General features: G+C 70.8%; 23 protein-coding genes, 2 tRNA genes and 2 pseudogenes. 9 read left to right on the plus strand and 18 right to left on the minus strand.

Annotated features, from left to right (window positions below; translation table 11 throughout):
* Positions 1-2: 2 nt before the first annotated feature.
* A pseudogene (gene leuC / locus G7071_RS17760) lies at positions 3-1,441 on the minus strand (3-isopropylmalate dehydratase large subunit).
* A gap of 124 nt (positions 1,442-1,565) precedes the next feature.
* Between leuC and G7071_RS17765 the strand changes: the two are divergent.
* The gene (locus tag G7071_RS17765; protein WP_166320696.1) at positions 1,566-2,288 is read left to right on the plus strand and encodes an IclR family transcriptional regulator; all 723 of its coding nucleotides are present in this window, start codon (positions 1,566-1,568) and stop codon (positions 2,286-2,288) included.
* Positions 2,289-2,300: 12 nt separating this feature from the next.
* Here the strand turns inward: G7071_RS17765 and G7071_RS17770 are convergent, their stop codons facing one another.
* From G7071_RS17770 to G7071_RS17805, 8 genes and pseudogenes are all read right to left on the minus strand, one after another.
* Positions 2,301-2,783: a methylated-DNA--[protein]-cysteine S-methyltransferase gene (locus G7071_RS17770; RefSeq protein WP_166320697.1), complete on the minus strand. Its 483-nt coding sequence runs from the start codon at positions 2,781-2,783 to the stop codon at positions 2,301-2,303.
* Position 2,784: 1 nt separating this feature from the next.
* Positions 2,785-4,257, minus strand: a complete 1,473-nt coding sequence (locus G7071_RS17775; RefSeq protein ID WP_166320698.1) for an AlkA N-terminal domain-containing protein — start codon at positions 4,255-4,257, stop codon at positions 2,785-2,787.
* 110 nt (positions 4,258-4,367) lie between these two features.
* A tRNA-Glu gene (locus G7071_RS17780) sits at positions 4,368-4,440 on the minus strand.
* Positions 4,441-4,519: 79 nt separating this feature from the next.
* Positions 4,520-4,591, minus strand: a tRNA-Gln gene (locus G7071_RS17785).
* A gap of 54 nt (positions 4,592-4,645) precedes the next feature.
* Positions 4,646-5,587: a CPBP family intramembrane glutamic endopeptidase gene (locus G7071_RS17790; RefSeq protein ID WP_166320699.1), complete on the minus strand. Its 942-nt coding sequence runs from the start codon at positions 5,585-5,587 to the stop codon at positions 4,646-4,648.
* 17 nt (positions 5,588-5,604) lie between these two features.
* Positions 5,605-7,059 carry a glutamate--tRNA ligase gene (gene gltX / locus G7071_RS17795; RefSeq protein ID WP_166320700.1) on the minus strand — a complete coding sequence of 485 codons (1,455 nt, stop codon included), beginning with the start codon at positions 7,057-7,059 and terminating at the stop codon, positions 5,605-5,607.
* A gap of 20 nt (positions 7,060-7,079) precedes the next feature.
* Positions 7,080-7,891, minus strand: a pseudogene (locus G7071_RS17800) (fumarylacetoacetate hydrolase family protein).
* Positions 7,892-8,080: 189 nt separating this feature from the next.
* On the minus strand, positions 8,081-9,034 hold the full coding sequence (locus G7071_RS17805; RefSeq protein ID WP_166320701.1) for an ECF transporter S component: 954 nt from the start codon (positions 9,032-9,034) through the stop codon (positions 8,081-8,083).
* Between the two features lie 64 nt (positions 9,035-9,098).
* Between G7071_RS17805 and G7071_RS17810 the strand changes: the two genes are divergently transcribed.
* The gene (locus G7071_RS17810; RefSeq protein WP_246210136.1) at positions 9,099-9,965 is read left to right on the plus strand and encodes a 3-methyladenine DNA glycosylase; all 867 of its coding nucleotides are present in this window, start codon (positions 9,099-9,101) and stop codon (positions 9,963-9,965) included.
* Between the two features lie 10 nt (positions 9,966-9,975).
* Positions 9,976-10,485 carry a 2'-5' RNA ligase family protein gene (locus G7071_RS17815; RefSeq protein WP_166320702.1) on the plus strand — a complete coding sequence of 170 codons (510 nt, stop codon included), beginning with the start codon at positions 9,976-9,978 and terminating at the stop codon, positions 10,483-10,485.
* Here G7071_RS17815 and G7071_RS17820 read toward each other — a convergent pair.
* Positions 10,473-11,114, minus strand: a complete 642-nt coding sequence (locus G7071_RS17820) for a sulfotransferase family protein (RefSeq protein WP_166320703.1) — start codon at positions 11,112-11,114, stop codon at positions 10,473-10,475. The genes G7071_RS17815 and G7071_RS17820 overlap by 13 nt on opposite strands.
* Positions 11,115-11,168: 54 nt before the next feature.
* Here G7071_RS17820 and G7071_RS17825 point away from each other — a divergent pair, with 54 nt between their 5' ends.
* A complete protein-coding gene (locus tag G7071_RS17825) occupies positions 11,169-11,765 on the plus strand; it encodes a pentapeptide repeat-containing protein (RefSeq protein ID WP_246210140.1) in 597 nt (198 codons plus the stop codon).
* A 5-nt stretch (positions 11,766-11,770) separates the two neighbouring features.
* On the opposite strand, the gene G7071_RS17830 is transcribed toward G7071_RS17825, so the two are convergent.
* On the minus strand, positions 11,771-12,328 hold the full coding sequence (locus G7071_RS17830; RefSeq protein WP_166320705.1) for a TetR family transcriptional regulator: 558 nt from the start codon (positions 12,326-12,328) through the stop codon (positions 11,771-11,773).
* 105 nt (positions 12,329-12,433) lie between these two features.
* Between G7071_RS17830 and bioB the strand changes: the two genes are divergently transcribed.
* From bioB to bioD, 4 genes are read left to right on the plus strand one after another with little or no spacing between them, the layout of a single operon-like run.
* A complete protein-coding gene (gene bioB, locus G7071_RS17835) occupies positions 12,434-13,510 on the plus strand; it encodes a biotin synthase BioB (RefSeq protein ID WP_166320706.1) in 1,077 nt (358 codons plus the stop codon).
* On the plus strand, positions 13,510-14,748 hold the full coding sequence (locus tag G7071_RS17840) for an adenosylmethionine--8-amino-7-oxononanoate transaminase (RefSeq protein ID WP_166320707.1): 1,239 nt from the start codon (positions 13,510-13,512) through the stop codon (positions 14,746-14,748). Before bioB ends, G7071_RS17840 begins: the two co-directional genes overlap by 1 nt.
* Positions 14,748-15,875, plus strand: coding sequence for an 8-amino-7-oxononanoate synthase (locus G7071_RS17845; protein WP_166320708.1), 1,128 nt, complete (start codon positions 14,748-14,750; stop codon positions 15,873-15,875). Before G7071_RS17840 ends, G7071_RS17845 begins: the two co-directional genes overlap by 1 nt.
* Entirely contained in the window at positions 15,872-16,522 is a 651-nt protein-coding gene (gene bioD / locus G7071_RS17850) for a dethiobiotin synthase (RefSeq protein WP_166320709.1), read from the plus strand. The genes G7071_RS17845 and bioD overlap by 4 nt, the downstream gene beginning before the upstream one ends.
* Before the next feature lie 6 nt (positions 16,523-16,528).
* Here the strand turns inward: bioD and G7071_RS17855 are convergent, their stop codons facing one another.
* Entirely contained in the window at positions 16,529-17,926 is a 1,398-nt protein-coding gene (locus G7071_RS17855; RefSeq protein WP_166320710.1) for an amidase, read from the minus strand.
* A 40-nt stretch (positions 17,927-17,966) separates the two neighbouring features.
* Positions 17,967-18,521 carry an NAD(P)H-dependent oxidoreductase gene (locus tag G7071_RS17860; RefSeq protein ID WP_166320711.1) on the minus strand — a complete coding sequence of 185 codons (555 nt, stop codon included), beginning with the start codon at positions 18,519-18,521 and terminating at the stop codon, positions 17,967-17,969.
* A gap of 71 nt (positions 18,522-18,592) precedes the next feature.
* On the opposite strand from G7071_RS17860, the gene G7071_RS17865 reads away from it, so the two are divergent.
* The gene (locus tag G7071_RS17865) at positions 18,593-19,186 is read left to right on the plus strand and encodes a TetR/AcrR family transcriptional regulator (RefSeq protein WP_166320712.1); all 594 of its coding nucleotides are present in this window, start codon (positions 18,593-18,595) and stop codon (positions 19,184-19,186) included.
* 3 nt (positions 19,187-19,189) lie between these two features.
* Here G7071_RS17865 and G7071_RS17870 read toward each other — a convergent pair whose 3' ends face one another.
* The 5 genes from G7071_RS17870 to nhaA all read right to left on the minus strand — a co-directional run bounded on the left by G7071_RS17870 (position 19,190) and on the right by nhaA (position 26,433).
* Positions 19,190-19,549, minus strand: a complete 360-nt coding sequence (locus G7071_RS17870; RefSeq protein ID WP_166320713.1) for a DUF6264 family protein — start codon at positions 19,547-19,549, stop codon at positions 19,190-19,192.
* On the minus strand, positions 19,546-21,147 hold the full coding sequence (gene cimA, locus G7071_RS17875) for a citramalate synthase (RefSeq protein ID WP_166320714.1): 1,602 nt from the start codon (positions 21,145-21,147) through the stop codon (positions 19,546-19,548). Before cimA ends, G7071_RS17870 begins: the two co-directional genes overlap by 4 nt.
* Positions 21,148-21,294: 147 nt before the next feature.
* Positions 21,295-22,833, minus strand: coding sequence for a sensor histidine kinase (locus G7071_RS17880; protein ID WP_166320715.1), 1,539 nt, complete (start codon positions 22,831-22,833; stop codon positions 21,295-21,297).
* Positions 22,834-22,939: 106 nt separating this feature from the next.
* Positions 22,940-24,538, minus strand: a complete 1,599-nt coding sequence (locus G7071_RS17885; protein WP_166320716.1) for a serine/threonine protein kinase — start codon at positions 24,536-24,538, stop codon at positions 22,940-22,942.
* Positions 24,535-26,433, minus strand: coding sequence for a Na+/H+ antiporter NhaA (gene nhaA / locus G7071_RS17890; protein ID WP_246210143.1), 1,899 nt, complete (start codon positions 26,431-26,433; stop codon positions 24,535-24,537). The genes G7071_RS17885 and nhaA overlap by 4 nt, the downstream gene beginning before the upstream one ends.
* Between the last annotated feature and the right edge of the window lie 4 nt (positions 26,434-26,437).

Consider the following 26,437-nt stretch of genomic DNA (forward strand, 5'->3'; position numbering starts at 1 on the left):
GCTCAGGCCTCCTGCAGGGTCTGGGCGCCGGCCTGGCTTGCGGTGACCAGGTCGGCAGGTGAGGACAGGGTTCCGCGGATGGCGGTGGCGGCGGCTACGGGGATCGAGACGAGGTGCGTGCGCCCACCCTTGCCCTGTCGCCCCTCGAAGTTGCGGTTGGAGGTCGACGCGCTGCGCTCCTGGGGTGCGAGCTGGTCGGGGTTCATGCCCAGGCACATCGAGCACCCGGCGCCGCGCCACTCCGCACCGGCGGCGATGAAGATCTTGTCGAGCCCTTCTTCCTGGGCCTGCAGCCGAACCCGCACCGACCCGGGGACGACGAGCAGCCGGGTGTCCTCGGCGACCTGGTGGCCCTCGATGATCGAGGCCGCAAGACGCAGGTCCTCGATCCGCCCGTTGGTGCACGATCCGACGAAGACCGTGTCGACCTTGACCTCGCGCATCGGCGTCCCGGCCTCGAGGCCCATGTATTCCAGGGCCTTCTGGGTCGCGATCTTGTCGGTGGCGTCGTCGAAGTCGTCGGGGCTCGGGACCGAGCCGCCCAGCGGGACGCCCTGGCCGGGGTTGGTGCCCCAGGTGACGAACGGAGTCATGACCGAGGCATCGAGCACGATCTCCTCGTCGAAGGTCGCGTCGTCGTCGGTCCGCAGGCTCCGCCAGTGCTCGACGGCTGCGTCCCAGTCGGCGCCCTTCGGTGCCTCCGGCTTGCCCTGGATGTAGTCGAAGGTCGTCTGGTCGGGAGCGATCATCCCGGCCTTGGCGCCCCACTCGATGGACATGTTGCAGACCGTCATCCGGCCCTCCATCGAGAGCTCCTCGATGGCCTGCCCTCGGTATTCGACGATGTAGCCCTGACCGCCGCCGGTGCCGGTGTGGGTGATCAGGGTGAGCACCAGGTCCTTGGCCGTGACCCCCTCGGGCAGGCTGCCGTTGACCGTGACCGCCATCGTCTTGGGCCTGGCCTGGGTCAGCGTCTGGGTGGCCAGCACGTGCTCGACCTCGGAGGTGCCGATGCCGAACGCGATCGCACCGAAGGCGCCGTGCGTGGACGTGTGGCTGTCGCCGCACACGATCGTCATCCCCGGCTGGGTGAGCCCGAGCTGCGGACCGACGACGTGCACGATGCCCTGCTCGATGTCGCCGAGCGGGTGGAGCCTGACTCCGAACTCGTCCGCGTTCTTGCGAAGCGTCTCGACCTGCAACCGGGAGACGGGGTCGGCGATCGGCTTGTCCCAGTCCAGGGTCGGGACGTTGTGGTCCTCGGTCGCGAGCGTCAGGTCGGGGCGGCGCACCTTGCGGCCGGCCAGCCTCAGTCCGTCGAACGCCTGCGGGGACGTCACCTCATGGATGAGGTGGAGGTCGATGTAGAGGAGATCGGGTTCCCCGGGGCACTGCGGACGACGTGTTCGTCCCATACCTTCTCAGCCAGGGTCTTGCCCATCGTCGTGCTCCTTCTCGCATCTGTGGTGCTCATCAGCTGGTGCGCGCAGGTCAGGGATGGTGACGCTGCGTGCTCTGCGACACTACCTCTTGCATCCCATGATCTGAGACGGCAGTATTGCCATATGGACAACTCTAGCGGAGTCGGCGTGCTCGACAAGGCGGCCCTCGTGCTCTCGGCGCTCGAGGCCGGACCCGCCACCCTCGCCGGACTGGTGGCAGGCACCGGGCTTGCTCGCCCCACGGCGCACCGGCTGGCGGTCGCGCTCGAGCACCACCGTCTGGTCGCTCGTGACATGCAGGGCCGGTTCGTGCTGGGCCCCCGGCTGGCCGAGCTGTCCGCCGCGGCCGGCGAGGACCGACTTCTCGCCGCAGCAGGCCCCGTCCTGGCGCGGCTGCGCGACATCACCGGCGAGTCCGCCCAGCTGTGGCGTCGCCAGGGCGAGCACCGCGTGTGTGTCGCCGCGGCCGAGCGCCCGTCCGGCCTGCGCGACACGATCCCGGTCGGTTCCCAGCTCACCATGCGCGCCGGCTCGGCTGCGCAGGTGCTCCTCGCCTGGGAGGACCCCGAGCGCATGCACCGCGGTCTCCAGAACGCAGCCTTCTCCGCGACCGCCCTCTCCGGGATACGGCGCCGCGGCTGGGCCCAATCGGTGGGCGAGCGCGAGCAGGGGGTTGCGTCGGTCTCGGCCCCGGTCCGCTCCCCCGGCGGCAAGATCATCGCGGCAGTCTCGGTGTCGGGCCCGCTGGAGCGACTCTCGCGCCAGCCCGGCCGGATGCATGCCCCCGCCGTACTCGCTGCTGCGGAGCGCCTCTCCGAGTCCTTGCGGCGCGCGGCCGCCGACTGAACGACTCAGCGCTCAGAACAACGCGTCCTGCTCCAGGTCGAGCAGTGTCTGCTTGCGCTCCAGTCCACCGGCATAGCCGGTGAGGGTGCCGTTGGCGCCGATCACCCGGTGACAGGGAATCACGATCGGGATGGGGTTGCGCCCGTTGGCCAGGCCCACCGCGCGGCTCGCGGCGTTGGTCATCCCGAGCCGGCCGGCGATCTCGCCGTAGGACGCCGTGGCGCCGTAGCCGATCAGGACCAGCTGCTCCCAGACCCGCTGCTGGAAGTCCGAACCGACGGGCGCGAGCGGCAGGTCGAACTCCTTGAGGTCGCGGGAGAAATATGCCGTGAGCTGACGCACCGCCTCTGCGAGGACGGGGTGGGCGTCGTTGCGTCCACCGATCGGGCGACCGTCGACGGGACTGAGGAACGGCGAGAAGTTGATCGCACTGATCTTGTCGTCGCGCTCGACGACTCGCAGGTCACCGATGGGCGAGGGCAACACGGTCCACATGTCAGGAGTCTCCTTGGGTGTGCACGAGGGAATGCCACAGGTGTGCCTGGGCATAGGAACGCCACGGCCGCCAGGCCCCGGTGTCGAGGTCAGCCGGCGCTCCGAGCCGGCGCAGCGCGTCGCGGGTGCCGAGGTCGGTCTCGAGCAGCACATCGGGGTGACCGAGCGCGCGCATCGAGATGTAGTCGGCCGTCCAGGGGCCGATGCCCGGCAGCGCCAGCAGGCCGTGGCGTACGTCGTCCCGGTCGGCGGCGCGGTCGAGGACGATCGTCGCATCGGCGAGCGCGGCGCACAGACCGGTCAGAGCGCGCCCCCTGGAGCGGGGCATCGGCAGGCTCTCCGGATCCAGCGCGGCCAGCACCGCGACGTCGGGAAACAGGTGGGTGAGGCCCGGCACCCCTGTCTCGACCTCGGCGCCGTGATCGTGCGTGAGCCTGGCCGCAACGGTGCGCGCGCCGGCCACGCTGACCTGCTGGCCGAGGACGGCCCGGATGGCGACCTCGTTGCCGTCGACGTGGCCGGGCACGCGGAGACCCGGAGTCCTGCGGACCAGCGGACCGAGGACTGGATCGGCCCCGAACGCGTCCGAGACCGCGACCGGGTCGCAGTCGGCATCGAGCAGGCGCCTCGCCCGTTCGACGGCGGCGCTCGTGTCTCGCAGGTCGCTCAGCGCGAGCTCGGCGCGCACGAACGCCGTCACCGAGGGCTCGGTCACGTCGGGAAGGGTCAGGCGCAGGGTCGCGGGACCGTGCGGAAGCATCAGGGTGCGCGCATATGACGTGTCGTCGACCAGCTCGACGCCCGGCACTGCGCGCCTGCGCAGGAAGTCGAGGAGCACAGAGCCCGCATAGGGCGCGCGCACCGCCAGTCGGACCACGATCACGCCCTCGGCAGCGGCTCCCCCGGCGCGGCGTCCCCTGAGCTGGCTCGGGGAGGTGGCGTAGACCTCCCGCACCGTCTCGTTGAACTGGCGCACGCTGCCGAAACCGGCGGCGAACGCCACGTCGGTGAAGGCGAGGTCGGTCGTCTCGATCAGCACCCTCGCTGTCTGGGCGCGGTGCGCGCGGGCGAGCGAGAGGGGGCCTGCTCCGAGCTCCTGGGTCAGCAGCCGGCCCAGGTGGCGGGGTGTGTAGCCGAGCCGCGAGGCGAGTCCGCCGACGCCTTCGCGATCGACCACGCCATCGGCGATCAGGCGCATGGTCCGCCCGGCCACGTCGGCGGCGACGTCCCAGTCGGGACTACCGGGCGTGGCGTCGGGGCGACAACGCTTGCAGGCCCGGAAACCGGCCGCCTGAGCACTGGCGGTGGTGCGGTGGAAGGTCACGTTGCCGGGAGCCGGGGTGCGTGCCGGGCAGCTGGGCCGGCAATAGATCCCGGTCGTGCGTACGGCGGTGTAGAAGACCCCGTCGAAGCGTCGATCCATGCTCTGGACGGCGCGATAGCAGGACTCGTGGTCGAGGTCCCGTCGCTTCATGACCATGATTGTGGACCACGCGAGCGCCCTGACCCAGCGGAAATCGGACAGTGCGGCGCACAGGAAGAACAAGGAAGGCCAGCCCTGGTGGACTGGCCTTCCTCGAGTTGTACCCCCGACCGGATTTGAACCGGCGTTACCGCCGTGAGAGGGCGACGTCCTAGGCCGCTAGACGACGGGGGCAGGCACTCTTTCGTGAAGCGAACGGAACTATAACCATGGCTGCAGCTCCGTCCAAATCCCCGGTGGAGCAGGGATTTCGCTGGGATACTAGGACTCGAACCTAGAATAACTGGACCAGAACCAGTCGTGTTGCCAATTACACCATATCCCACTGACTTACTGGTTTTTGGCCCTTCCGGCGCACCTTCAGGACCGAGAAGAAACCTTACACGTGGCCCCGCGGCCGTTCCAAAACGGAAGGGCTCACGGTCGTCGCGAGGCCCATTCGGCGCGCCAGCCACGTCGCCAGGACGAGATAGACGAGCGACTGGGTCAGGGTCCCGGGCAGGCTCCACCAGGTCCCCCCGGTGGGCGTGAGCGCACTTGTCATGTCGGAGAACGCGAGCGCGAGCCCGAAGGCGAGGAAGTTGTTGAGCACGTGCATGGCGATGGCAGCCTCGAGGCCGCCGGTGAGGATGACGAGCGCTCCGGCGACGAGGCCGAAGGCAAGCCGGTCGACGAAGATCGGCAGGTCCTGCCCGATGCCGTGGGCCACGGCGAACAACAGTGCGGACAGCACCACGGCGACGATCCGGGCGGCTGCGAGCCCACCCATCGCCTGCATCAGGTAGCCGCGGAACGCGAACTCCTCCCCCGCCGCCTGGAGCGGGGTGAGGATCAGCACGACGAGCAGGAAGTCGCGCGTGGTGGTCGTGAAGTCGTTCAGCCGGCCGGACAGCTCCGAGCCCGTGTCGGGCTGGGGCACGAACGAGGAGACCATCACAGTCGCGATCAGTGCCACCACCGAGACCCCCAGACAGGCCAGGAGGAAGCGCCACCGGACGCGTCCCGCCACCGAAAGGAGCCAACGGGGATGGAGCCGGTGCAGCAGGACGTTGAGCAGGATCGCGATCGGGATCGCCGTGGCGAGCACGATGTTGACGTAGGCGAGGCCGAGCGGCCTCACGTCGTCCAGGTCGGTGACCGACCTCAGGCCCTCGCGGACCGGCTCACCTGTGGCGACGAGCCAGGCGGCGACGGGCACCAGCGCGGTGAGCGGCGCGAGCACGAACACACCGATCACCAGCAAAGGCACGCCGAGGATCGGACGCCACGGACCGGGTCGTCCCAGGCGCTGCAGCTGGTGGTAGCCGAGGGGCTCGTCCATCGTCAGCCGGACCGTGCTCAGTGGGTCATGGCGTCGCGCAGACGCGCGATCGACCGCTCCCTGCCGAGCAGCTCGAGCGACTCGAAGAGCGGCGGGCTGACCTTCTTGCCCGACACGGCGATCCGCACCGGGCCGAAGGCGTGCCGGGGCTTGAGCCCGAGCTCGTCGATCAGCTTGGCCCGCAGGGCCTCGTCGATGGCCGCGGTGCTCCAGGTGTGGAGCGGGAGGAGGGCGTCGTACGCCGCCTTCACGACTTCGCGCGCAGCATCGTCGAGCTCGTCGGTGCGGCTGAAGTCCGCCTCGTCGACGAAGAGGAAGTCGAGCATCGGTCCGACCTCGGTGAGCTTGTTGATCCGCTCGGTGACGAGCGGCATCGCCAGCTCGAGCAGCTGGGCGTCCGCGTCGGAGACGGGGTCGCTGACCACACCGGCCTCCTTGAGGAACGGCAGCGCCCGGTGCGTGATGTCCTCGACGGTGAGCAACCGCATGTGCGAGGCGTTGATCGCCTCAGCCTTCTTGAGGTCGAAGCGCGCCGGGTTGGGATTGACGTCCTTGATGTCGAACGCCTCGACCATCTCGGCCAGCGAGAAGATGTCGCGGTCGGCAGCGATCGCCCAGCCCAGCAGCGCGAGGTAGTTGAGGAGTCCCTCGGGCAGGAACCCCTGCTCACGGTAGGCCAGCGCGTGCGCCTCGGGGTCCCGCTTGGACAGCTTCTTGTTGCCTTGTCCCATGACGTAGGGCAGGTGGCCGTAGGTCGGCACCTCCTTGGCGATCCCGAGCTCGACCAGCGCCTCGAAGAGCGCCAGCTGGCGCGGCGTGCTGGAGAGCAGGTCCTCGCCGCGCAGGACGTGGGTGATCTCCATCAGCGCGTCGTCGACGGGGTTGACGAGGGTGTAGAGCGGGTCTCCGTTGGCGCGGGAGAGCGCGAAGTCGGGCACGTTCTCGGTCTCGAAGGTGATGTCACCACGGACCGCGTCGTCCCAGGTGATCGAGCCGTCGGGCATCCGGAAGCGGACGATGGGCGCTCGCCCCTCGGCCTCGAAGGTGGCCCGCTGCTCCGCGGACAGGTCACGGCAGAACCCGTCGTAGCCCTGCATCTTGGAGCCGGTCGCCTTGCGGCGCGCATCGACCTCCTCGTTGCGGCAGAAGCAGTCGTAGGTGTACGACGACGCGCGCAGGCGGGCGAGCACGTCGCGGTAGACGTCGCCGCGTTCGCTCTGCTTGTAGGGACCGTGCGGTCCCCCGACCTCGATGCCCTCGTCCCAGTCGAGCCCCAGCCAGCGCCACAGCTCGAGGATGGCGTCGTAGGACTCCTGGGTGCTGCGCTCCTTGTCGGTGTCCTCCATGCGGAAGACGATCGACCCCCCGTGGTGACGGGCGAAGGCCCAGTTGAAGAGCGCGGTGCGCACCAGGCCGACGTGCGGCGAACCGGTGGGCGAGGGACAGAATCGGACGCGGACGGGGCTCGTCATGGGGGCTCGGCTTCCTTGGTCTAGCTGCGGAGTGCGACGGTGTTGGTGAGGGCGCCGAGACCAGCGATCGAGATCTCGACCTCGTCCCCGACCTCCATCGGCCCGACGCCCTCGGGGTGCCGGTCAGGATGACGTCACCGGGCAGCAGCGTCATGACGCTGGAGACGTGGGCGATCAGCGCGGGGATGTCGAAGACCATGTCGCTGGTCGACCCGTCCTGCTTGAGGTCGCCGTTGAGGTGGGTCTGGATGCGTACGCCGTCGGCGAAGGCCTGCGGGTCGAGGTCGGTCTCGATCCAGGGGCCGAGCGGGCAGAAGGAGTCGAACCCCTTCGCCCGGGTGAACTGACCGTCGCTCTTCTGCAGGTCGCGGGCGGTCACGTCGTTGGCGATCGTGTAGCCGTGGATCACGTCGGTGGCCTGTGCGGCCGGCACGTCACGGCAGATCCGGCCGATCACCACGGCGAGCTCGCCCTCGAAGTGGACGTTGCTCGACTGCGACGGATAGAAGATCGGGTCGCCCGGCCCGACGACGCTCGTGTTGGGCTTGATGAACATCAGTGGCTCGGCCGGCAGGTCGCTGCCCATCTCGGCCGCATGAGCGGCGTAGTTGCGACCGATGCCGACCACCTTGCTGCGGGGCAGCACCGGGGCAAGCAGGCGCACGTCCTCGAGCCGGAGCTCCTCGTCGAGCAGCTTCAGCCCGACATAGAGGGGGTCGCCGGTCAGGGCCACCACCATCGAGTCGGGCGACGGCTGACCGAAGTCGTCGAGGTCGCCGGTGACGACGCCATACCTGGGCTCGTCGCCCGTGGTGAATCTCGCTATGCGCACGTGCACGACCCTATCGCCGGGTGGGGCGGGCGGTGACAGCCGCTGGCCGGGCTCCGAGGCCGAACCCCCGTACCGGCCTCGGAGCACCCCCCAAAGTGGCGCGGCGTGCCACTGCAGTGTGATGCGCGTCGGGCGAGCCCAGGAGCGTGGCGGGCCGTTCCCGAACAAGTCCGAACAAGCATTTCGGGCTCAGTCGCGGCGGCGCAGCCAGTCGTCGGGCAGCCAGGCCCGCCGCCGGCCGGGGAGTGCCTCGATCACCGTGAGAGCCACGAAGCCAGCGATCAGCTTGTCGGAGGCAGACGTGGCCACGTTGGAGACGGTCACCGCCGCCCAGAGCGAGTGGCTGAGCGCAAGCGCGGCACTGGTCACCTGGTCGGCACCGTGGCCACTGAAACCCCCCGCCATGAACAGCAGGATCGGCACGGCGACCGCCGAGCACACGAGCGCGGCGACGAGGTTGAGCGCGAAGAACCGCGGGATGGTCCGGCCCATCGACCACCGGCGAACGCCATATCCCCACACGAGGGCCCCGGCGACGTTGACGAGCGCGAACGGGAGAGACTCCGCACCGCTGGTGACGCCACCGGCGAGGTTGGTCGTGACGCCGACCAGCGCGCCCCACCACGGCCCGAGGACGATCGCCGCGAACGCAGTGCCGACCATGTCGAGATAGACGGGCAGGTGCAGGGTGTCGACCAGGGCCCGGCCGACGAGGTTGATGACGACGCTGCCCACCAGGACGACGGCCAGGAACCGACGACCGGGTGAGGACGAGCCCGAGGCGGCTGCAACCTCCTCAGGCTGGACGGCGGGCGGCTCGGACGACGGGAGACTGCTGTTCGAGACCACCTGCGCGGCGCGACAACGTGACGCCAGCTCGAGAGCCGTGTCCTCCTCGCAGCCCAGCGCGCGGGCGATGTCGGCCACCAGGTCGGCGTCGAGCCGGCGGCGGCCGAGCCGGAACGCGTCGTACACCGTGGTGCGACCCACCCGCGCCTGCTCGGGCGTGGCACCACCACGACGACGGATCCTGCTGACCGCGATCGCGATGTCTCCGAAGGAGGGTTGTCCCGCCTTCTCGCGGATCGCATGAAGGCGCAGCACGACAGCATCCAGCGACGCATTGTCGGTGGACGGGTCCATGCACACACCTCCGGGTGAATTGCACGCGAGTCTAGGGCTGGCCGGCGATGACTACCCTGTCCCGGTGCAGATCCAGGTGCTTGACCGGGCCGCGTGGCGGGCTCGCGCGACCGCGCACGAGGCCAGGGTGGACGCCTTCGTCGAACCCCACCTGGAGCGCCGCTCGGAGCGGGTCAAGCACCCGGTCCACGACTTCCTCTTCACCTACTACTCCCAACGACCCGCCCAGCTCCGTCGCTGGCATCCCGGCTTCGGCATCGGGCTGGCCGAGGCCGCGGACCACGTCGCCCTCAAGGGCTACGAGGACGTCGACGGGATCGTGTCCGTCACCACGGCACATGTCGCCAAGCAGGCGCCGCTCCTGCGCGGGCTCACGAACCTGCTCCGGGCCACGCAGTCGCGGGCCGTGCACACCGGCTGCTTCGGGCTGCACGAGTGGGCGATGGTCTATCGACAGTCCCCCGAGGAGCTGCGGCACAACGACTGGCCGTTGCGACTCGGCTCCGACGGCACCGATCGTGTCGTCGAGCAGCACCAGGTCAAGTGCTCCCACTTCGACGCGTTCCGCTTCTTCACCGAGCCGGCGCGCCCGCTGAACGTGCTGCAACCGGGCCCGGGCGACCGGTCACAGTTCGAGCAGCCGGGCTGCCTGCACGCGGGAATGGACCTCTACAAGCACGCCTTCCGACTGACCCCGATGGTCCCCTCCGAGCTCGTCGCCGACTGCTTCGAGCTCGCGCGCGACATCCGCGAGCTCGACATGAGGGCGGCGCCGTACGACCTCACGGGCCTGGGCTTCGAGCCGATCAGGATCGAGACGGTCGAGGGCAAGGCGACCTACGTCCGGGCGCAGCGCTCCTTCGCCGAGCGCGGCGCTCCCCTGCGTCAGCGCCTGATCGAGGAGTGCGAGCGGCTGCAGGCGGCTGGGTAACGTGGGCGACGTGCCCGACTTCGCGCTCGAGCTGAGCTTCGACCCCGCGAGCGAGGCTGCTGTCGTCGCTCAGTGGGAGGCGCTTCGGGCAGCGGGTCTGCCGTCGCAGGCCGACCACAAGTCGATGACCAACGCCCCCCACCTCACCCTGGTGGCCGCCCAGGAGCTCGACCCCGACCTCGCGGACGCCGCGGCTGCGGAGATCCGGCTCCCGAGCAGCCTGGCCGTGCGCGGTCTGGTGCTCTTCGGCCAGGGAGCCCGCACCACCGTCGCCCACCTCGTCGAACCGCCGACCGAGCTGGCCGAGGCAGCCCTGCGCCTGAGGGAGCGGGTGCCCGAGCTGCGGCACCCGGTGTGGACCCCGCACGTCACCCTGGCGCGTCGCGTTCCACGGGCGCGCCTGTCCGACGTCCTCGCGGTCCTCGACGACCACCCGTGTCCACCCGTGCTGGCGGCGACCCGGCTGCGCTGGTGGGACCCGGTCGACGGGACCATCGAGGACCTGGGTCAGAAGGAGTAGTCGAACGCCTCGATGGCCTCGGCGAAGACCTCGCCGACCCGGGTCCTGGAGGCATCGGTGTAGAGCTCGCGGTAGTGACCGGCCGGGCGGGCGTTGCCCTTGGCGCGGGGCAGGTCGGGCGAACCCGGCAGGCCAAGGTGGGCCCACACCTCGGCGAGCTCGTCGGCGAGGTGTTCGTAGCGGAGCACGCGGTCGACCGCGAGCCGGCCGCGGATGCGATACATCCGGCGGTTGTTGGCCAGCTGCTCGATCCACTCCTCGTTGACGTAGGTCTCGAAGTCGGGCAGCTCCGGGCGGTCCTTGTACTTCCAGTAGTAGAGCGAGACGACGGCGTCCCACGGGTTGCGCTCGATCGCGAAGGTGAAGTAGTCGCGCCACGCCTCCCCGCCGACCGCCTCACGGGCCAGTCGCGCGCTCATGTGGTTGTAGGCACGGCGGGCCAGGGGCGGCGACTCGAAGTTCTGCGGTCCGAGTCCCCCGGCGGTGCGACGCAGCTCCTCGTCCTCGGGGCTGATGCGCGTGATGACGTCATCGGGGCCACACACCTTGGACAACGCGATCTCCACGCTGGTGCCCGCGGTCTTGCGGGTCTTGAGGAAGATGAAGCGGTGGGCATGGGACGCGATCACCCGCCCGACCCTACCGGCGGGGCGGCGAACCGGCGCCTGACTAGCGTTGCGGGCGTGGACAGCGAGGGACAGCACTTCCGTGACGACGACTGGTATGGCGATGCGCTGGGCGCCGCACGCTTCGTCGACTGCACCTTCAGCGACGTCGACTTCAGCGAGACCACGACCCACGGTGCGCTCTTCGAGCGATGCACCTTCCACCACTGTGCCTTCAACGCCAGCGTCCACACGTCGAGCGCGTTCATCGCCTGCGACTTCCGCCGCTCCAACTTCTTCGACGCCACCTTCGACGGCTGCAAGCTCCTGGGCAGCGTGTTCAGCGACTGCGTGCTGCGCCCCCTCACCGTCAGCGGCGGGCAGTGGCGTTCGGTCACGATCCGCGGGACCAACCTGACCAGGCTGGACCTGTCGGGGATCGACCTGCGCGAGGCCGACCTGTCCCTCAGTGACCTGTCTGCCTCCTTGCTGCGAGGCGCAATGCTCGATCGGGCCACGCTCCAGGAGACGAAGCTCCACGGCACAGACCTGCGTGGCGCGTCCCTCGACGGAGTACATCTCACCGCAGCCCGTCTGCGAGGGACGAAGGTCGATCTCGCCGGGGCCGTGCTGCTGGCGCAGCTCCAGGGGGCCGAGGTGGACACCTCGGCCTGAGCCGGTCAGGGCAGCCGCGCCCGCAGCCCGTCGATGACGACGTCGAGCCCCGTCCAGAAGTCGGGCAAGGACGCGAGGTCTCGTTCGACGGCTCCGGCAGCGACCGCCTGGATGGCCGTCTGCTCCTCGAAGGCGTGGCCGAAGACGTAGTGGAGCAGCGTCCGGCTGCCGACGAGCGCGAGCCCGTCGTCGAGGCCCGCGTCCCGCAGCACGTCCTCGAGCTCCGCGGCCGGTGCCTGCGCCCCCATGCCGAACGCCCACACCGTGGCGACGACGTCAGCCCCGTCGGTGCACGCCAGCATCGCGTCGCGCAGCTCGGAGCACACCTCCCGCAGCCGACCGGTCCAGTCGTCGCGTTCACAGGTGCGAGCCCGACTCCCCTGCCTCAGGATCTCCTCGGCGACCGCCGCCAGCAGCGTCTGCTTGTTGGCGAAGTGGTGATAGATGGCGCTCGGCTGGACTCCGAGCTCGGCGCCGAGGCGGCGCATGGTCAGTGCACCGAGGCCGTAGCGGGACACGAGCTGGTGTGCTCGCACGAGCACGTCGCCGCGATTGTGGCGCATCCCACTCCTCGTCGTGCGTTGACTGATCCGACCCGGAACCCTAACCTGAACGCCGTTCTACTGAACACCGTTCAGTTTGCCGCCGAGTGCCCTTCAGGAGCGAGTATGACGACGACCTTCGACGAGCTCGCGACCCGCATCATCGGCGGCACCCCCGCCACGGTCGACGACGCCCTCGCCGTGCTGGGAGCCTCCGACGACGACCTGCTGGACGTTGTCGCGGCAGCCGGTCGGCTGCGCCGCCACCACTTCGCCAACACCGTCAAGGTCAACTACCTGGTCAACCTCAAGTCGGGCCTGTGCCCGGAGAACTGCAACTACTGCTCGCAGGCCCTCGGCTCGACTGCACCGATCCTGAAGTATTCCTGGCTCAAGACCGACGAGGCGCTCGCCCAGGCCGCCGCCGGGCTCCGTGGCGGCGCCACCCGGGTCTGCATGGTCTCCAGCGGACGCGGGCCCACGGACAAGGACGTCGAGCGGGTCGCGGGCATGGTGGGCGCGATCAAGGACGAGCACCCGCAGGTCGAGGTCTGTGCGTGCCTGGGGCTGCTCAAGGACGGACAGGCCGAGCGGCTGCGTGAGGCCGGGGTCGACGCCTACAACCACAACATCAACACGGCCGAGTCGCACCACGACCAGATCGTGCAGACCCACACCTATGCCGACCGCGTCGACACGGTCGAGAAGGCCAAGGGCGCCGGCCTCTCGCCGTGCAGCGGGCTGATCGCCGGGCTCGGCGAGAGCGACGAGCAGCTGGTCGAGGCGCTGTTCGCCCTCGCGGAGATGGGCTCCGACTCCATCCCGGTCAACTTCCTGATGCCCTTCGACGGGACCCCGTTCGAGAAGACCTGGGACCTCACGCCCGCGCGCTGCGTCAAGATCCTGGCGATGGCGCGGTTCGTGTGTCCCGACAAGGAGATCCGCATCGCCGGCGGCCGCGAGATGCACCTGCGCTCGCTGCAGGCGCTCGCCCTCCATGTCGCCAACTCGATCTTCCTCGGTGACTACCTCACCTCCGAGGGCCAGGCGGCCGAGACCGACCTCGAGCTCATCCGCGACAACGGGTTCGTCGTCCTCGGCTCCGAGGAGCATGCCCAGCAGGTCGCCGGACAGCTCGTAGGCGGGCACGACCCGGCCATCCGTCGCCGTGGCGCCGGGACAGACGTCGCCGCCAACGCCTGATGGGCGACCTGCTCGACTGGGACCGCCGGCACCTCTGGCACCCCTACACCTCCCTGTCGGCGACGACCCCGACGCGACTGGTCACCGGCGCCCGGGGCGTCCGGCTCGAGATCGACGGCCAGCACGCGATCGATGCGATGTCGTCGTGGTGGTCGACCATCCACGGCTATCGGCACCCGGTGCTCGACGACGCCGTACGCCGACAGGTCGCCGACTTCTCGCACGTCATGTTCGGCGGCCTGACCCACGAGCCGGCGATCCGGCTCGGGCAGCAGCTGGTGTCGCTGACCGGCCTGCCGCACGTGTTCTTCGCCGACAGCGGCTCGGTCAGCGTGGAGGTCGCCATGAAGATGGCGATGCAGGCGCGGCCCGGGCGCACTCATTTCCTCACCGTCCGGGGCGGCTACCACGGTGACACCTTCGACGCGATGAGCGTGTGCGATCCCGACGGCGGCATGCACACCCTGTGGTCCGGGGTGCTGCCGCAGCAGGTCTTCGGCCCCCGGCCGCCCTCGGTCGGCGGGTCGATCGAGGAGTGGGCCACCACCATGCGCGGCCTCGCCGCCGAGCACGCCGACTCCGTCGCCGCGATCATCGTCGAGCCCCTCCTGCAGGGCGCCGGCGGGATGCACCCCTATCCGGCCGAGTGCCTCGGGGTGCTCCGGGAGATCGCGGACGCCCATGGGTTCGTGCTGATCTTCGACGAGATCGCCACCGGCTTCGGCCGCACCGGTCACCTCTTCGCCATGGACGCAGCCGGGGTCGAGCCGGACATCCTGTGCCTGGGCAAGGCGCTGACCGGCGGCTACGTCTCGCTCGCAGCAGTGCTGTGCACGGCCGACCTCGCCGATCAGATCAAGCCGGGCGGGGTCCTCATGCACGGGCCGACGTTCATGGCCAACCCGCTGGCCTGCGCTGTCGCGTCGGCGAGCATCGACCTCCTGCTCGAGGGCGACTGGCAGGCGACGGTCAACGGGATCGCCGACCGGCTGAGCACGGGTCTGGCTCCGGCGCGAGACCTGGCCGGCGTCGTCGACGTACGCACCCTGGGGGCCGTGGGCGTGATCCAGCTCGACCACCCGGTGGACGTGGTGGCCGCCACCGACGCGGCGCTGGCGGCGGGTGTCTGGCTGCGCCCGTTCCGCGACCTGATCTACACGATGCCGCCCTACGTGTGCACCGATGCGGAGATCGACACGATCTGCGCGGGGATGCTCCTGGCTGCCGAGGTCGGCTGATGGGTGCCTGGGAGACGTGGCTCGCCGACGAGGCCGCCCGTCGCGATGCCGCCGGCCTGACGCGCCGGTTGCGCCCCCGCGGCGCCGACGACGACGTCATCGACCTGGCCGGCAACGACTACCTCGGGCTCTCCCGCGATCCGCTCGTCGCCTCGGCGGCTGCCGACGCCGCCCTCACCTGGGGGGCCGGGGCAGGAGCCTCCCGGCTCGTCACCGGCACGCTGTCCCTGCACACGACGTTGGAGCAGGAGCTGGCGATGTTCCTGGCCCAGCCCGCCGCCCTCGTCATGTCGAGCGGCTATCACGCCAACCTCGCGGCGGTCACCGCCCTGGTCGACCGCGACTGCTTCATCGTCTCCGACGGCCATGTCCACGCCTCGCTGATCGACGCGGCCCGGCTCTCGCGCGCCGAGATCGCCGTCACCCCGCACAACGACGTCGCAGCCGTCGCAGCCCTCCTCGACCAGCGTCGAGGTGGGCGCCGCTGCCTGGTGCTCGTCGAGTCGGTCTATTCGGTGCTCGGCGATGCCGCTCCCCTGGTCGAGCTGGCCGCGGTCTGCGAGGAGCACGACGCCCTCCTCGTGGTCGACGAGGCCCACGGGATCGGCGTCGCAGGCCCCTCGGGAGAGGGTCTGGTGCGGGCCCTCGGCCTGGCAGGTCTGCCCCACGTCGTCGTGACCGCCACCTTGTCGAAGTCGCTCGGCGCCCAGGGCGGGGCCCTCCTCGGCTCGCCCGCCCTGGTCGAGCACCTCGTCAACAGGGCCCGCCCGTTCATCTTCGACACCGCCCTCGCGCCGGCTGCCGCGGCCGGGGCCCTGGCTGCCCTGAGGCTGTTGCGATCGGCGCCCGACCTGCCGGCCCGTGTGCGCTCACGGGTCGTCGGCCTCGCCGACCTGCTCGGGGTGGAGGCGCCGGCGGGGGCCGTCCTCTCGGTGCCGATGCCGTCGCCGCAGGCAGCACTGGCGGCCCAGGCGGCGTGCCTCGACCACGGTGTGCGCGTCGGCTGCTTCCGCCCGCCCTCGGTGCCCGACGGCATCTCGCGGCTGCGGGTGACCACCAACGCGGGCGTCCCCGACGACGCCTGGCAGCGGGCGAGCGACGTGCTGCTCGAGGTGGTGCACGGATGAGCGTCCTCGTCGTCACCGGCACGGGCACCGGCGTCGGCAAGACCGTCGCGACGGCCGCGCTCGCACTCCACACCCCCGGTGACGTCCTGGTGGTCAAGCCCGTGCAGACCGGGGTGGGTCCGGGCGAGGTCGGTGATGTCGACGACGTACGCCGCCTGGCCGGTGTGGCCGTCGAGGAGCTCGTCCGGCTGCCCGACCCCCTGGCGCCCGACACCGCCGCACGGCTCGCGGCAGTCAAGATCCCGACGGTCGCGGAGCACGCCGAGCGCATCGGCCGCTTGGCCGAGGCGCACGGGACGGTGATCGTCGAGGGCGCCGGCGGGCTGCTCGTCCGCCTGGACTCCGACGGCGGGACCCTGCTCGACCTGGTCGAGGCGCTGGCTGCCGAGGTCGTCGTGGTCGTGGCTGCCGGCCTGGGCACCCTCAACCACTCCGAGCTGACCGTCGCCGCCCTGCGCTCGCGTGGCCTCGAGCCGCTCGGGTTGGTGGTCGGGTCCTGGCCGTCCGATCCCGGCCTCGCGGAGCGGTGCAATGCCGACGACCTGCCGAGGGTGACGGGCGTGCCGGTGCTCGCCACGATCCCCCGGGGCGCGGGCTCGCTGTCAGCCGCGGACTTCCGCGCAGGGGTCCCGGGCTGGTTCGCCTGACCTGCCTCACCAGCCCGGCGGTCGCCGGTCACGCCAGGGCCTGACCTGCTCCAGCTGGGCGCACGCCGCCAGGAGCAACCCCTCCTCGGCCGGGCGGGCGGCGAGCATCACGCCGATCGGCAGGCCCTCGGGAGTCCAGTGGAGCGGCAGCGAGGCTGCCGGCATCCCGGTGACGTTCCAGGCGCTCGTCCACGGCGTGAAGCGCTTCTGCGCCTCGAAGTCGGCCGACGGGTCGTCGTCGTCGCGCAGCCCGCCGACCCGCGGGGGTGGGGTCGCCAGCGTCGGGGTCAGGACCAGGTCGAAGGGCTCGAGCGCGATCAGCGCCTCCGCTGCGAACTGCCTCATCCGGCCCACGGCGAGGCCGAACTCGGGTCCGCTCACTGCCCGCCCGCGGTCGCCGAGCCACCGGGTGAGCGGGCGCAGCAGGTGTTCGGTGCCCTCCGGCGCCACCGACATCGCAGTCAGCACCGCCCAGCAGGTCTCGAACGTCGCGACCGCCTCGCGCGGCATCGGGACGGCGATGTCCTCGACCTCGTGGCCGAGCTCCACCAGCGCGGCGGACGCATCTGCCCAGGCCCGCACACTGCTCTCGTCGACCTCGGTGTCGGCGATGACCGGCGTGACGAAGCGCGCCACCCTGAGCCGGCCCGGGTCCCGGTCGCAGGCGTCGAGGAAGCTCCCCGTCGGCGCCGGTGCCCAGGAGGGATCTCCGGCTCGCCGCCCGGCGAGCACGTCGAGCAGGGCAGCGGCGTCACGCACCGTGCGTGCGATCGGACCGGCTGTGGCCAGGCCGGTCGGGTCGGCATACGTCGGGGCCGCACTGATCCGGCCCCGGGTCGGCTTGAGCCCGACGAGACCGCAGCACGAGGCGGGGATCCGGATGGAGCCCCCACCGTCGGAGCCAGGAGCCACCGGGACCAGGCCGGCCGCCACCGCGGCTGCTGCTCCCCCGCTGGACCCTCCAGCGGTGCGCGACCTGTCCCAGGGAGTCACCGCCGGCGGGGCGACGTCCGGTTCGGTGTAGCAGGGCGAGCCCAGCTCCGGGGTGTTGGTCTTGCCCAGGCTGGGCATCCCCGCCGCCTCGAGCGTGAGGACGACGTCGTCGGACCGCTCCGGGACGTGGTCGGCCCAGGCTGCAGACCCGAAGGTGGTCCGAACCCCGGCGGTGGGGTGCAGGTCCTTGATCGCGGTCGGGACCCCCCAGAGCGGGCCGGCGTCGGCGGGGCGGCCGCGGTCGCGCAGCCGCACCGCCTCGGCCAGCGCCAGCTCGTGCGTGGGTGTGATGAACGCGCCGACGGTGTCGATGCGCTTCACGTAGTGGCTCACCAGGTCGAGCGGGGTGAGGTCGCCGCTCCGGACGAGGAGGCCCTGCTCGAGGGCAGTCAGGTCATGGAGTGCAGCCACGACCGCGACCGTACTCCGAGCCGCCGGTCGGCCGGGTCGATCAGGCGGCGGCCGCGGCGTCGTGCTCGACCAGCGCCGTCAGGGCACCCAGCAGGCGTCCCGCTGCGGCCGGGTCGGCCAGGAGGTCGTCGGTCATGGCGGGCTCGTCGACGACGATGCCTTCCACCACCGTGGCACCGGCGACCGTTGCGGAGTGTCGTGCGTGCTCGTGGGCCCACTTGCCGCCGTACGGCGTCGGGGTGGCCCCGACTGCCGCGAACGGCTTGCCCGAGATGGCGCCCGCGCCGTAGGGGCGCGAGAGCCAGTCGATGGCGTTGTTGAGGACCGCCGGCATGGTGCCGTTGTACTCAGGGGTGATGGCGAGCACGCGGTCTGCCGTGCGCACTGCGTCCCGCAACGCCGCTGCGGCCGCCGGCACCGAGTCGCCGTCGAGCTCCTCGCTGTAGAACGGGACCTGGTCGAGGCCCTCGACGATCTCGACGCTCACGTCGGCGGGTGCCTGGGCCACGAGGTAGTCGGCGATGCGACGGTTGACGGAGTCGGCGCGCAGGCTGCCGAGCAGGACAGCGACGCGGGTCTGGTTCGAAGTAGTCATGTGGGTCAAAACGGACCCCGGTCCGCTTTCATTCCCCAGGCAGGGCGCGAGGCTGAAACTAGGGTGGCCGCGTGCCCGAGCTGCTTCCCCTCCTCGACGAACCGTCGCCCGAGCGCGCGGACGCGTCCCGCAACCGCCAGGCCATCCTGGCCGCAGCCCTTCGGCTGGTGCAGGCACACGGGGTGGAGGAGGTCACGATGGACGCGGTGGCTTCTGCCGCCGGAGTGGGCAAGGGAACGCTCTTCCGCCGGTTCGCCAGTCGTGAGGGGCTCATGGCGGCCGTGCTCAACCAGTCTGAGATCGAGTGGCAGACGTCCGTGATCTCGGGCCCACCCCCGCTGGGCCCCGGGGCCCCCGCACTGGCGCGCCTGCTCGCCTTCGGTCACTCCCGGCTTCGCCTCAACCTCGACCACGGCGCACTCATCCGGGCGGCCGGTGCGTCCGGGGCACGATCTGTCGCGGCTGCCTCCTTCGCCTCGATGCACGTGCGTCACCTGCTCGGCGAGCTCGGAGTGCGCGGGGACCTCCCCCTGCTCGCCTCGTCGTTGCTGGCGCCGCTGGAGGTGCCGATCGTCGAGCAGCAGGTGCACGGGGAGCAGATGGGTCTCGAGCGGATCTCGGCAGGCTGGGACGACCTCGTGCGGCGGGTCGTGCGGGCGGACTGATCCTCAGCCCACCGCCGCCGCGGCCGTGAGCGCGCCGGCAGCGAAGACGACCGCTCCCAGCAGCGCCGCGACCAGCGGCACCCACCAGGCCCGTCGACGCTGACGCACCCGCTTGACCACGACGAGCGTGGCACCGAGCAGCGCCGCCCACGGGGCCAGGCCGGCGACCGCGATGCCGAGCCCGATCTGGTCGGTGTTGCACGGGGCTCCGCCACCGCAGCCGTCGGAGACCATGGAGAACATCAAGGCCAGGAACGTCACGACCGGCGACACCAGCCCGAGAGCGACCAGGAGCAGGACCGCGACCACTCGGTCGGCAGCGGGTGGGGCCTGAGCGGCGACGGCCTCGGCCGACGTCGTCACCGGTGGTGGCGGCGCAGGCCGAAGGTGAGCCCGTCGATGAGGGCCTCCCAGGAGGCCTCGATGACGTTGTGGCCGACCCCGACCGTGACCCACGACGACTCGCCGTCCGAGGTCTCGATCAGCACCCGCGTGATCGCGTCCGTGCCGTGGCCCTGGTCGACGATGCGCACCTTGTAGTCGATCAGCTCGAACTTCGCGACCTCGGGGAACGCCTGCCCGATGGCGGTGCGCAGCGCAGCGTCCAGGGCGTTGACGGGACCGTTGCCCTCGCCGGTGACGACGTAGCGGACGTCCTCGGCCTTGAGCTTCACCGTCGCCTCGGAGACAGCCTCCTCCCCCGGACGTGCGTGGGTGAGCGTCTCGGTGATGACTCGCCACGACTCGACATCGAAGTAGGCCGGGCGCACGCCCTCGGCCTCCTCCACGAGGAGCAGCTCGAAGGAGGCGTCAGCAGCCTCGAAGGTGTAGCCCTCCTGCTCCATCGCCTTGACCCGCTCGGTCACCCGGGTGACGAGCTCGCGGTCCTCGGCGCTGTCGGTGAGGTCGAAGCCGAGCTCCCGGCTCTTCAGCTGGATCGAGGCGCGGCCGGCCATGTCGGAGACGAGCAACCGCATGTCGTTGCCGACGCCGACCGGGTCCATGTGCTGATAGAGGTTGGGGTCCACCTTGATCGCCGAGGCGTGCAGCCCGGCCTTGTGCGTGAACGCCGACGTGCCGACATATGGCTGGCGCGACGCCGGCGGGAAGTTGGTGACCTCTGCGACGGCGTGAGCGATCCGCGTCGCCTCACCGAGCAGCCCTGCAGGCAGGACCTGCTTGTCCAGCTTGAGCTCGAGGTTGGCGACGACGGAGACCAGGTCGGCGTTGCCGGTTCGCTCGCCATAGCCGTTGATGGTGCCCTGCACGTGCGTCGCGCCTGCGTCGACCGCGGCCAGGGTGTTGGCCACGGCACAGCCGGTGTCGTTGTGGCAGTGGATCCCGACCCGCACCCCGGTGGTCTCGATGACGTCGTGCACCACGTCGGAGACCCACCCGGGCAGCATGCCGCCGTTGGTGTCGCACAACGCGAGCACCTCGGCCCCGGCGCCGTAGGCGGTCCGCAGCACCTCCAGCGCATAGTCGCGGTTGTCGCGATAGCCGTCGAAGAAGTGCTCGGCGTCGAGGAAGACCGTCTGCCCCTCCTCCCGCAGGTGGGTGACCGTGTCGCGGACCATGGCGAGGTTCTCCTCGAGCGTGGTGCGCAGCGCGAGCTCGACGTGCCGGTCGTGTGACTTGGCCACCAGCGTCACCACGGAGGCGCCACTGTCGCGCAGAGCTGCGACCAGGGGGTCGTCGGCGGCGGCGACACCGGCGCGCCGCGTCGCGCCGAACGCCGCGAGCCGGGCATGACGCAGGTCGAGCTCCTCGCTCGCGCGGCGGAAGAACTCAGTGTCCTTGGGGTTCGCACCTGGCCAGCCGCCCTCGATGAAACCGACGCCGAGCCCGTCGAGCTGCCGGGCGATCGCGAGCTTGTCGGCGACGGAGAGGTTGAGTCCCTCCTGCTGGGCGCCGTCACGCAGCGTCGTGTCATAGACGTGGAAGGAGCCCTGCAGGTCCATCAGTCCTCTTTCTGGGTGCGGATATGAAAAAACCTCCCGAGGTGCAGGAGGTCGGCGCGGCGGGAGTCCCGTCGCGCTAGTCAATGACGATGGTGGTGGTCACGGCTCCACTCTGTCACGGGCGGCCGGCCCGAGCCACCGGTCTCGTCATCCGGGCGAGGAGTCCGCCCCAGTCCGGGTGTCCGGGTCAGGCTCGACCACCGGGAGGGTGACCGTCGTGGTGGTGCCCTCCCCCTCCACCGAGTCCAGGGACAACGAGCCACCGTGGTTGTTGACGATGGTCTGGACGATCCGCAGCCCCAGCCCCGTGCCGGGGATCTGACCCGCGACGGCGTTGCTGGCCCGGAAGAAGCGACCACCGATGTTGGTCAGGTCGGCCGCGGGAATGCCGATCCCGTGGTCCACCACTCGCACGTCGACCTCGTCGGCGTGCTGGTCGACGATGACCGCGACGACATCGCCGTCGTTGCTGAACTTCACTGCGTTGGACACGACATTGACGAAGACGCGCTGGAGCTGTCCCGGCTCGGCCAGCACGAGCACAGGTTCCGACGGAGCGGTCACCGTCACCCTGATGGCGCGTCGCCGGGCGTTGAGCCGGAGGTCGTCGACCACGTCGCGGACGAGGCGGCAGAGGTCGACCTCGCGCAGGCCCGGAGTCAGCTGCTCGGCCTGCGCCAGGGTGAGCAGGTCCTCGATCAGCGTGCGCAGCCGGGCCACGTTGCGCTGTGTCGACTCCAGCATCCGCTGGTGCGCCGCGGACAGCTTCCCGTCGAACTCGTCCTCGACCATCTCCACGATGGCCGAGAGCGTGGTCAAGGGTGTCCGCAGCTCGTGGGAGACGTTGGAGACGAAGTCGCTGCGGGCCGTGTCGAGCGCTCGGATCTCGGCGGCCACCTTCTCCTCCGCCTGGCGGGAGCGTTCGCTCTCGTCGGCGAGATCGTTGAGGGCACGGGCGACGTTGCGCGTCTCGCGAGGACCCTCGAGCGCCGCCCGCGCGTCTCGCTCACCAGCGGCTTGTCGGCGTACGACGGACTCCAGGTGCTCGAGCGGGTCGTGGATCTCGCGCAGCAGCCGACCGCCAGCGCTGACGGTGGCGACCACGCCAAAGACGGCGAAGAACCCCAGCGCGATGCCGGTCCGCCGCGCCCGGAGAACTGCCCGGGCGCGGGTGCGCTCGACCTCCTGCTCGAGGGCGTCTGCGACCTGCGAGTTGACCTCGCGCACGGCGTCGAAGCGCTCCTCGCCGAGGCCGAAGAGCGCAGGGTCGTAGGTCCCCGGCCCCCCCGGAGTCGAGGCCCGGACCTCGGCGTAGTCCCGCAGATACGCCTCGGCTGCCTTCTCCTGCTCCTCCACCAGCGTCTCGAGGGAAGCGTCACCGGCTGTCTGCGTGCGCAGCGCCTCCTGGTGTCGGGGCAGCCTCGCCACGCCCTGTTCATAGGTCTCCAGGGTCTCGCGCTCACCGCTCAGGACCCATGCCCGGACACTCGTCTGGGCGTCCGAGAGATCCTGGAGGATCGCCGCGTTGGACTCCGAGGCCGGTCGGATCTCGTCAGTGAGGCGCACGATCGACCGGTAGGAGAGATAGGCGCTCAGGACGCCCAGGAACCCGGTGAGGACGAGGAGCACCGTGGTCAGGGCAAGCACCGGAGTGATCTGTTGCCGGACCGTCCTGGGGTGCTTCACTCCGCGTCCTTTCCGTCGGACGACTCACCCTCGTGGGTCGTCCGCGAATGGCACCGAGAAGCCAGGAGCAGCCTAGCGACTCCACCCCTCCGGCCGGAGGGTTTCGTCAGCGTCCGAGGAAGTCGGGCAGCGACATGCTCGCGAACGGTCGATCGCTCGCGGGGCTCCAGTCGGGCCCTGTCGAGGTGGCTGCCGCCGCCAGCCCGGTCGCCGCAGCGAGCGTGAGCAGGACGACGAAGAACCACACCACGGGGTTGGCGCTCACCGGGTCGGAGAGCCGCTGGACCGGGCCCCGCAGTCGCTGGCTTCCCGGGCCCCACCACAGGGCTGTCGCAAAGGTCACGCCGATGACCCCGAGGCCGGTCGTGACAGGGGTTCCCACCGCGAAGCAGATCAGGGCGGCAGCCAGGCCCAGCCCCAGGCTCCACCCCACGAGCAGGAGCGCACCCGGGATGGAGGCGACGGCGTGCCATGGCGCGCCGAGCAGGACTTGGACTCCGTCGTACCACCTGGCTCCCCGCCTGGTGCGTCGCAGCCCCGCAGAGCTGGCAGCCAGCGACCCGCTGCGCAGGACCCACACCGTCAGCGCCGTCACCAGCACCGCGACGTATGGCGCCAACGCCACCCCGGCACCGAGCACCCCGATGCCTGCTGCCACCAGGACCGCGCGTCGCAGCCGCTCGCCGGCCGCGACGCGGGGCTCGGGGCCGGGGAAGGGTCCTGCCGACTCGGGCGGCAGGACCCGGGTGCGGGGCCTCCTCGGACCTGAGTCCTCTGCGGACTCAGGTCCGAGCCCGTCTTCGACGACCTCCGTCGGAGCCCGCGCCGGGCCGAGGGTCGCCGCAGCGAAAGGCATCGTGAGGGAGCGGTCCCGCGAAGGTCGCCGAGACGACGACCCCGGAGACGCCAGCCAGCCTCGCAGCTCGTCGAGCGCGGGCCGGTTGCGCGGATCGGGGTCGAGGGTGGCCTCGATCAAGGGGCGCATCGTGGGGTCGAGGTCGGTGAGGTCGTGCTCGCCTCGGCGTACGCGATCCATGATCGCCACCGACGGGCCCCTGCCGAACGGGGCACGGCCGGTGCCGGCGAAGGCGACGGTGGCGCCCCAGGAGTGCACGTCGGAGGCGGCGGTCGCATCGTCGCCCAGCAGGATCTCGGGCGCGAGATAGCCGGGCGTGCCGAGGAGCCAGCCCGTGTGGGTCAGCTTGGGGTCGTCGGCCACGCGGGCGAGACCGAAGTCGATCAGGATCGGCGTGCGGCCCTCCATCAGGATGTTGGAGGGCTTGATGTCGCGGTGCAGCACCCCCACCTCGTGCACGGCCGCGAGCGCCTCGGCCAGGCAGGACGCGAACCACATCAGCTCGGCGCCGCCGATCACCCCCTCGGAGTGGACGTGGTCGTGCAGCGAAAGGCCAGGCACGTAGCGGGTGGCCACGAACGGGATGTCGCCCCAGGGATCGGAGTCGATGATCTCCGCGACCCGGCGCGACCTGACCCGGGTGAGCGAAGAGACCTCGCGGGCCAGCCGGTGGCGGGCCTCGTCGTCGCCGACGATGTGGGGTCGCAGGACCTTGAGGGCGACGCGGTCACCGCCGGGCGCGCGGGCCAGGTGGACCACACCCATCCCGCCCTCGCCCAACCGGGCGAGCAGCTCGTAGTCGCCGACGAAGAGCCCCGGCGGGGCTTGTTCGGGTCGCGAGGCGGTCACGTCCGGAGATTACCGGCGTCATGGCCACCGACGTCGGAACGCGGCCCTCGACTCGCCTCGAGCGCGGCGATCAGTGAGCGCGCGTCATGAGGGCCGACATGGCGGCGGTCGCCGATGAAGAAGGTGGGCGTCCCTCGGACCCCGCTCGCCTCGGCGCTGGCCACGTCACGCTGGACGTGCCGCTCCAACGACTCCGCGTCGAGGTCACGCAGGAACTGCTCGACGTCGAGCCCCAGCTGGGCTGCATAGCCGGTGAGGTCCTCGAACTCGAGCTCGTCGTGGCGCTCGAAGAGCAGGTCGTGCATGTCCCAGAAGCGCCCCTGTCTCGCCGCCGCCTCGCTGGCCAGGGCTGCCAGCTCGGCGTGCGGGTGGACGTCCAGGGGCAAGTGGCGCACGACGTAGCGCAGGCGCGGGCCGAAGTGCTTGCGCACCTCGTCGGCGACACCGGTCGCCCGGGCACAGAAGGAGCACTCGAAGTCGAGATATTCGACCAGGGTCAGGTCTGCGTCGAGATCGCCTCGGACGTGGTCCCGATCCGGATCCACCGGATCGCTCAGCACCCGGGGCAGGGCCGCGTCCGTCTGTCCCAGGACGCGGGCGGCGAAGGCGAAGAGCGCCCAGCCGACCAGGGTCGAGAGCACGGCCGCGAGAAGGACTCCGATCGTGGCCTGGGTCCTGAGGTCGGGCGAGTCGAAGGCGAGTGCCACGATCAGGAGCGAGACGGTGAACCCGATCCCCGACAGCGCACCCCCGGCCAGGGTGTGCCCGAAGCCGACCCCCTGCGGCAGGCTGCCCCAGCCGAGGCGGACACTCCCCCAGGCACCGAGCCCGATGCCGATCGGCTTCCCGAGGACGAGCCCGGCGACGATGCCCCAGGTGACAGGAGACGTCATCGACTCCCCCAGCACTCCGCCGCGCAGGTCGACACCGGCATTGGCCAGAGCGAAGACAGGAACAACGAGATAGCTCGTCGGGGCGTGCAGGGCCTCCTGCAGTCGTTCGTTGACCGAGATGGCGCGCGTGAGGGTGCGGCGCGCCGCCCGCTGGACCCCGGGCATCGGCGACTGCCGGAACGCCAGGAAGCTGGAGGCGGCCGCCTCGACGTCGGCTCGCCTCGGATCCAGCGCAGGCACGAGCAGGCCCGAGACCATCCCGGCGATCGAGGCGTGCAGCCCGGACTGGAGGGTCGCGATCCAGAGCACGATGACGACCAGGACGTATGGCGCCGCCCGCCACACGCCGGCGCGCGCCATCAGCGCCAGCACCACCAGGCTGACGAGCGCAGCCAGGAGGCCGGTGGTGTCCAGGTCGTCGGAATAGACGATGCCGATCACGCTGACGGCGACGATGTCGTCGATCACCGTCAGGGTGAGCAGGAAGATCCGCAGCTGGGTGGAGACGGCCGGACCGACCAGGGCCATCACCCCCAGCAGGAACGCCGTGTCGGTCCCGATGACCGCTCCCCAGCCACGCAGCGCCTCGCCCGAGGGGTTGAGCGCGAGGTAGAGGCCGACCGGCACGAGCATCCCGGCCACTCCCGCCACGAGCGGGACCACGATCCGGCGACGATCGGTCAGCTCACCGACCGCGAGCTCCTTGCGGACCTCCAGCCCGATCACGAAGAAGAAGACCACCATGAGGCCGTCGTTGATCCAGTGGTGCAGGTCCATCGACAGCCCGCCGGAGCCGAGCCGGACCGAGAGCTGGGTCGACCACAGGTCGAGGTAGGACTGCGACCAGGGCGAGTTCGCCCAGGCCAGGGCGACGACGACGGCCGCGACCAGCAGCCCCGCCGAGCCCGACTCGGTGCGCATGAACCGTCGCAACGAGCTCGGGCTCTGTCGGTCGAAGCACGCACCGGCCGCCTCGGTGTGGTCGGCCGCCTCGGTCGTCACCGGA

Origin of the sequence: Nocardioides piscis (assembly GCF_011300215.1) — a bacterium.
Classification (GTDB): Bacteria; Actinomycetota; Actinomycetes; order Propionibacteriales; family Nocardioidaceae; genus Nocardioides; species Nocardioides piscis.

Bases quoted from the DNA above. Each gene is read 5' to 3' on its own strand.
- G7071_RS17765 (WP_166320696.1), top strand. From the start codon at position 1,566: ATGGACAACTCTAGCGGAGTCGGCGTGCTCGACAAGGCGGCCCTCGTG.
- G7071_RS17770 (WP_166320697.1), bottom strand. From the start codon at position 2,783: ATGTGGACCGTGTTGCCCTCGCCCATCGGTGACCTGCGAGTCGTCGAG.
- G7071_RS17775 (WP_166320698.1), bottom strand. From the start codon at position 4,257: ATGAAGCGACGGGACCTCGACCACGAGTCCTGCTATCGCGCCGTCCAG.
- G7071_RS17790 (WP_166320699.1), bottom strand. From the start codon at position 5,587: ATGGACGAGCCCCTCGGCTACCACCAGCTGCAGCGCCTGGGACGACCC.
- gltX (WP_166320700.1), bottom strand. From the start codon at position 7,059: ATGACGAGCCCCGTCCGCGTCCGATTCTGTCCCTCGCCCACCGGTTCG.
- G7071_RS17805 (WP_166320701.1), bottom strand. From the start codon at position 9,034: ATGGACCCGTCCACCGACAATGCGTCGCTGGATGCTGTCGTGCTGCGC.
- G7071_RS17830 (WP_166320705.1), bottom strand. From the start codon at position 12,328: ATGCGCCACAATCGCGGCGACGTGCTCGTGCGAGCACACCAGCTCGTG.
- bioB (WP_166320706.1), top strand. From the start codon at position 12,434: ATGACGACGACCTTCGACGAGCTCGCGACCCGCATCATCGGCGGCACC.
- G7071_RS17840 (WP_166320707.1), top strand. From the start codon at position 13,510: ATGGGCGACCTGCTCGACTGGGACCGCCGGCACCTCTGGCACCCCTAC.
- G7071_RS17845 (WP_166320708.1), top strand. From the start codon at position 14,748: ATGGGTGCCTGGGAGACGTGGCTCGCCGACGAGGCCGCCCGTCGCGAT.
- bioD (WP_166320709.1), top strand. From the start codon at position 15,872: ATGAGCGTCCTCGTCGTCACCGGCACGGGCACCGGCGTCGGCAAGACC.
- G7071_RS17860 (WP_166320711.1), bottom strand. From the start codon at position 18,521: ATGACTACTTCGAACCAGACCCGCGTCGCTGTCCTGCTCGGCAGCCTG.
- cimA (WP_166320714.1), bottom strand. From the start codon at position 21,147: ATGGACCTGCAGGGCTCCTTCCACGTCTATGACACGACGCTGCGTGAC.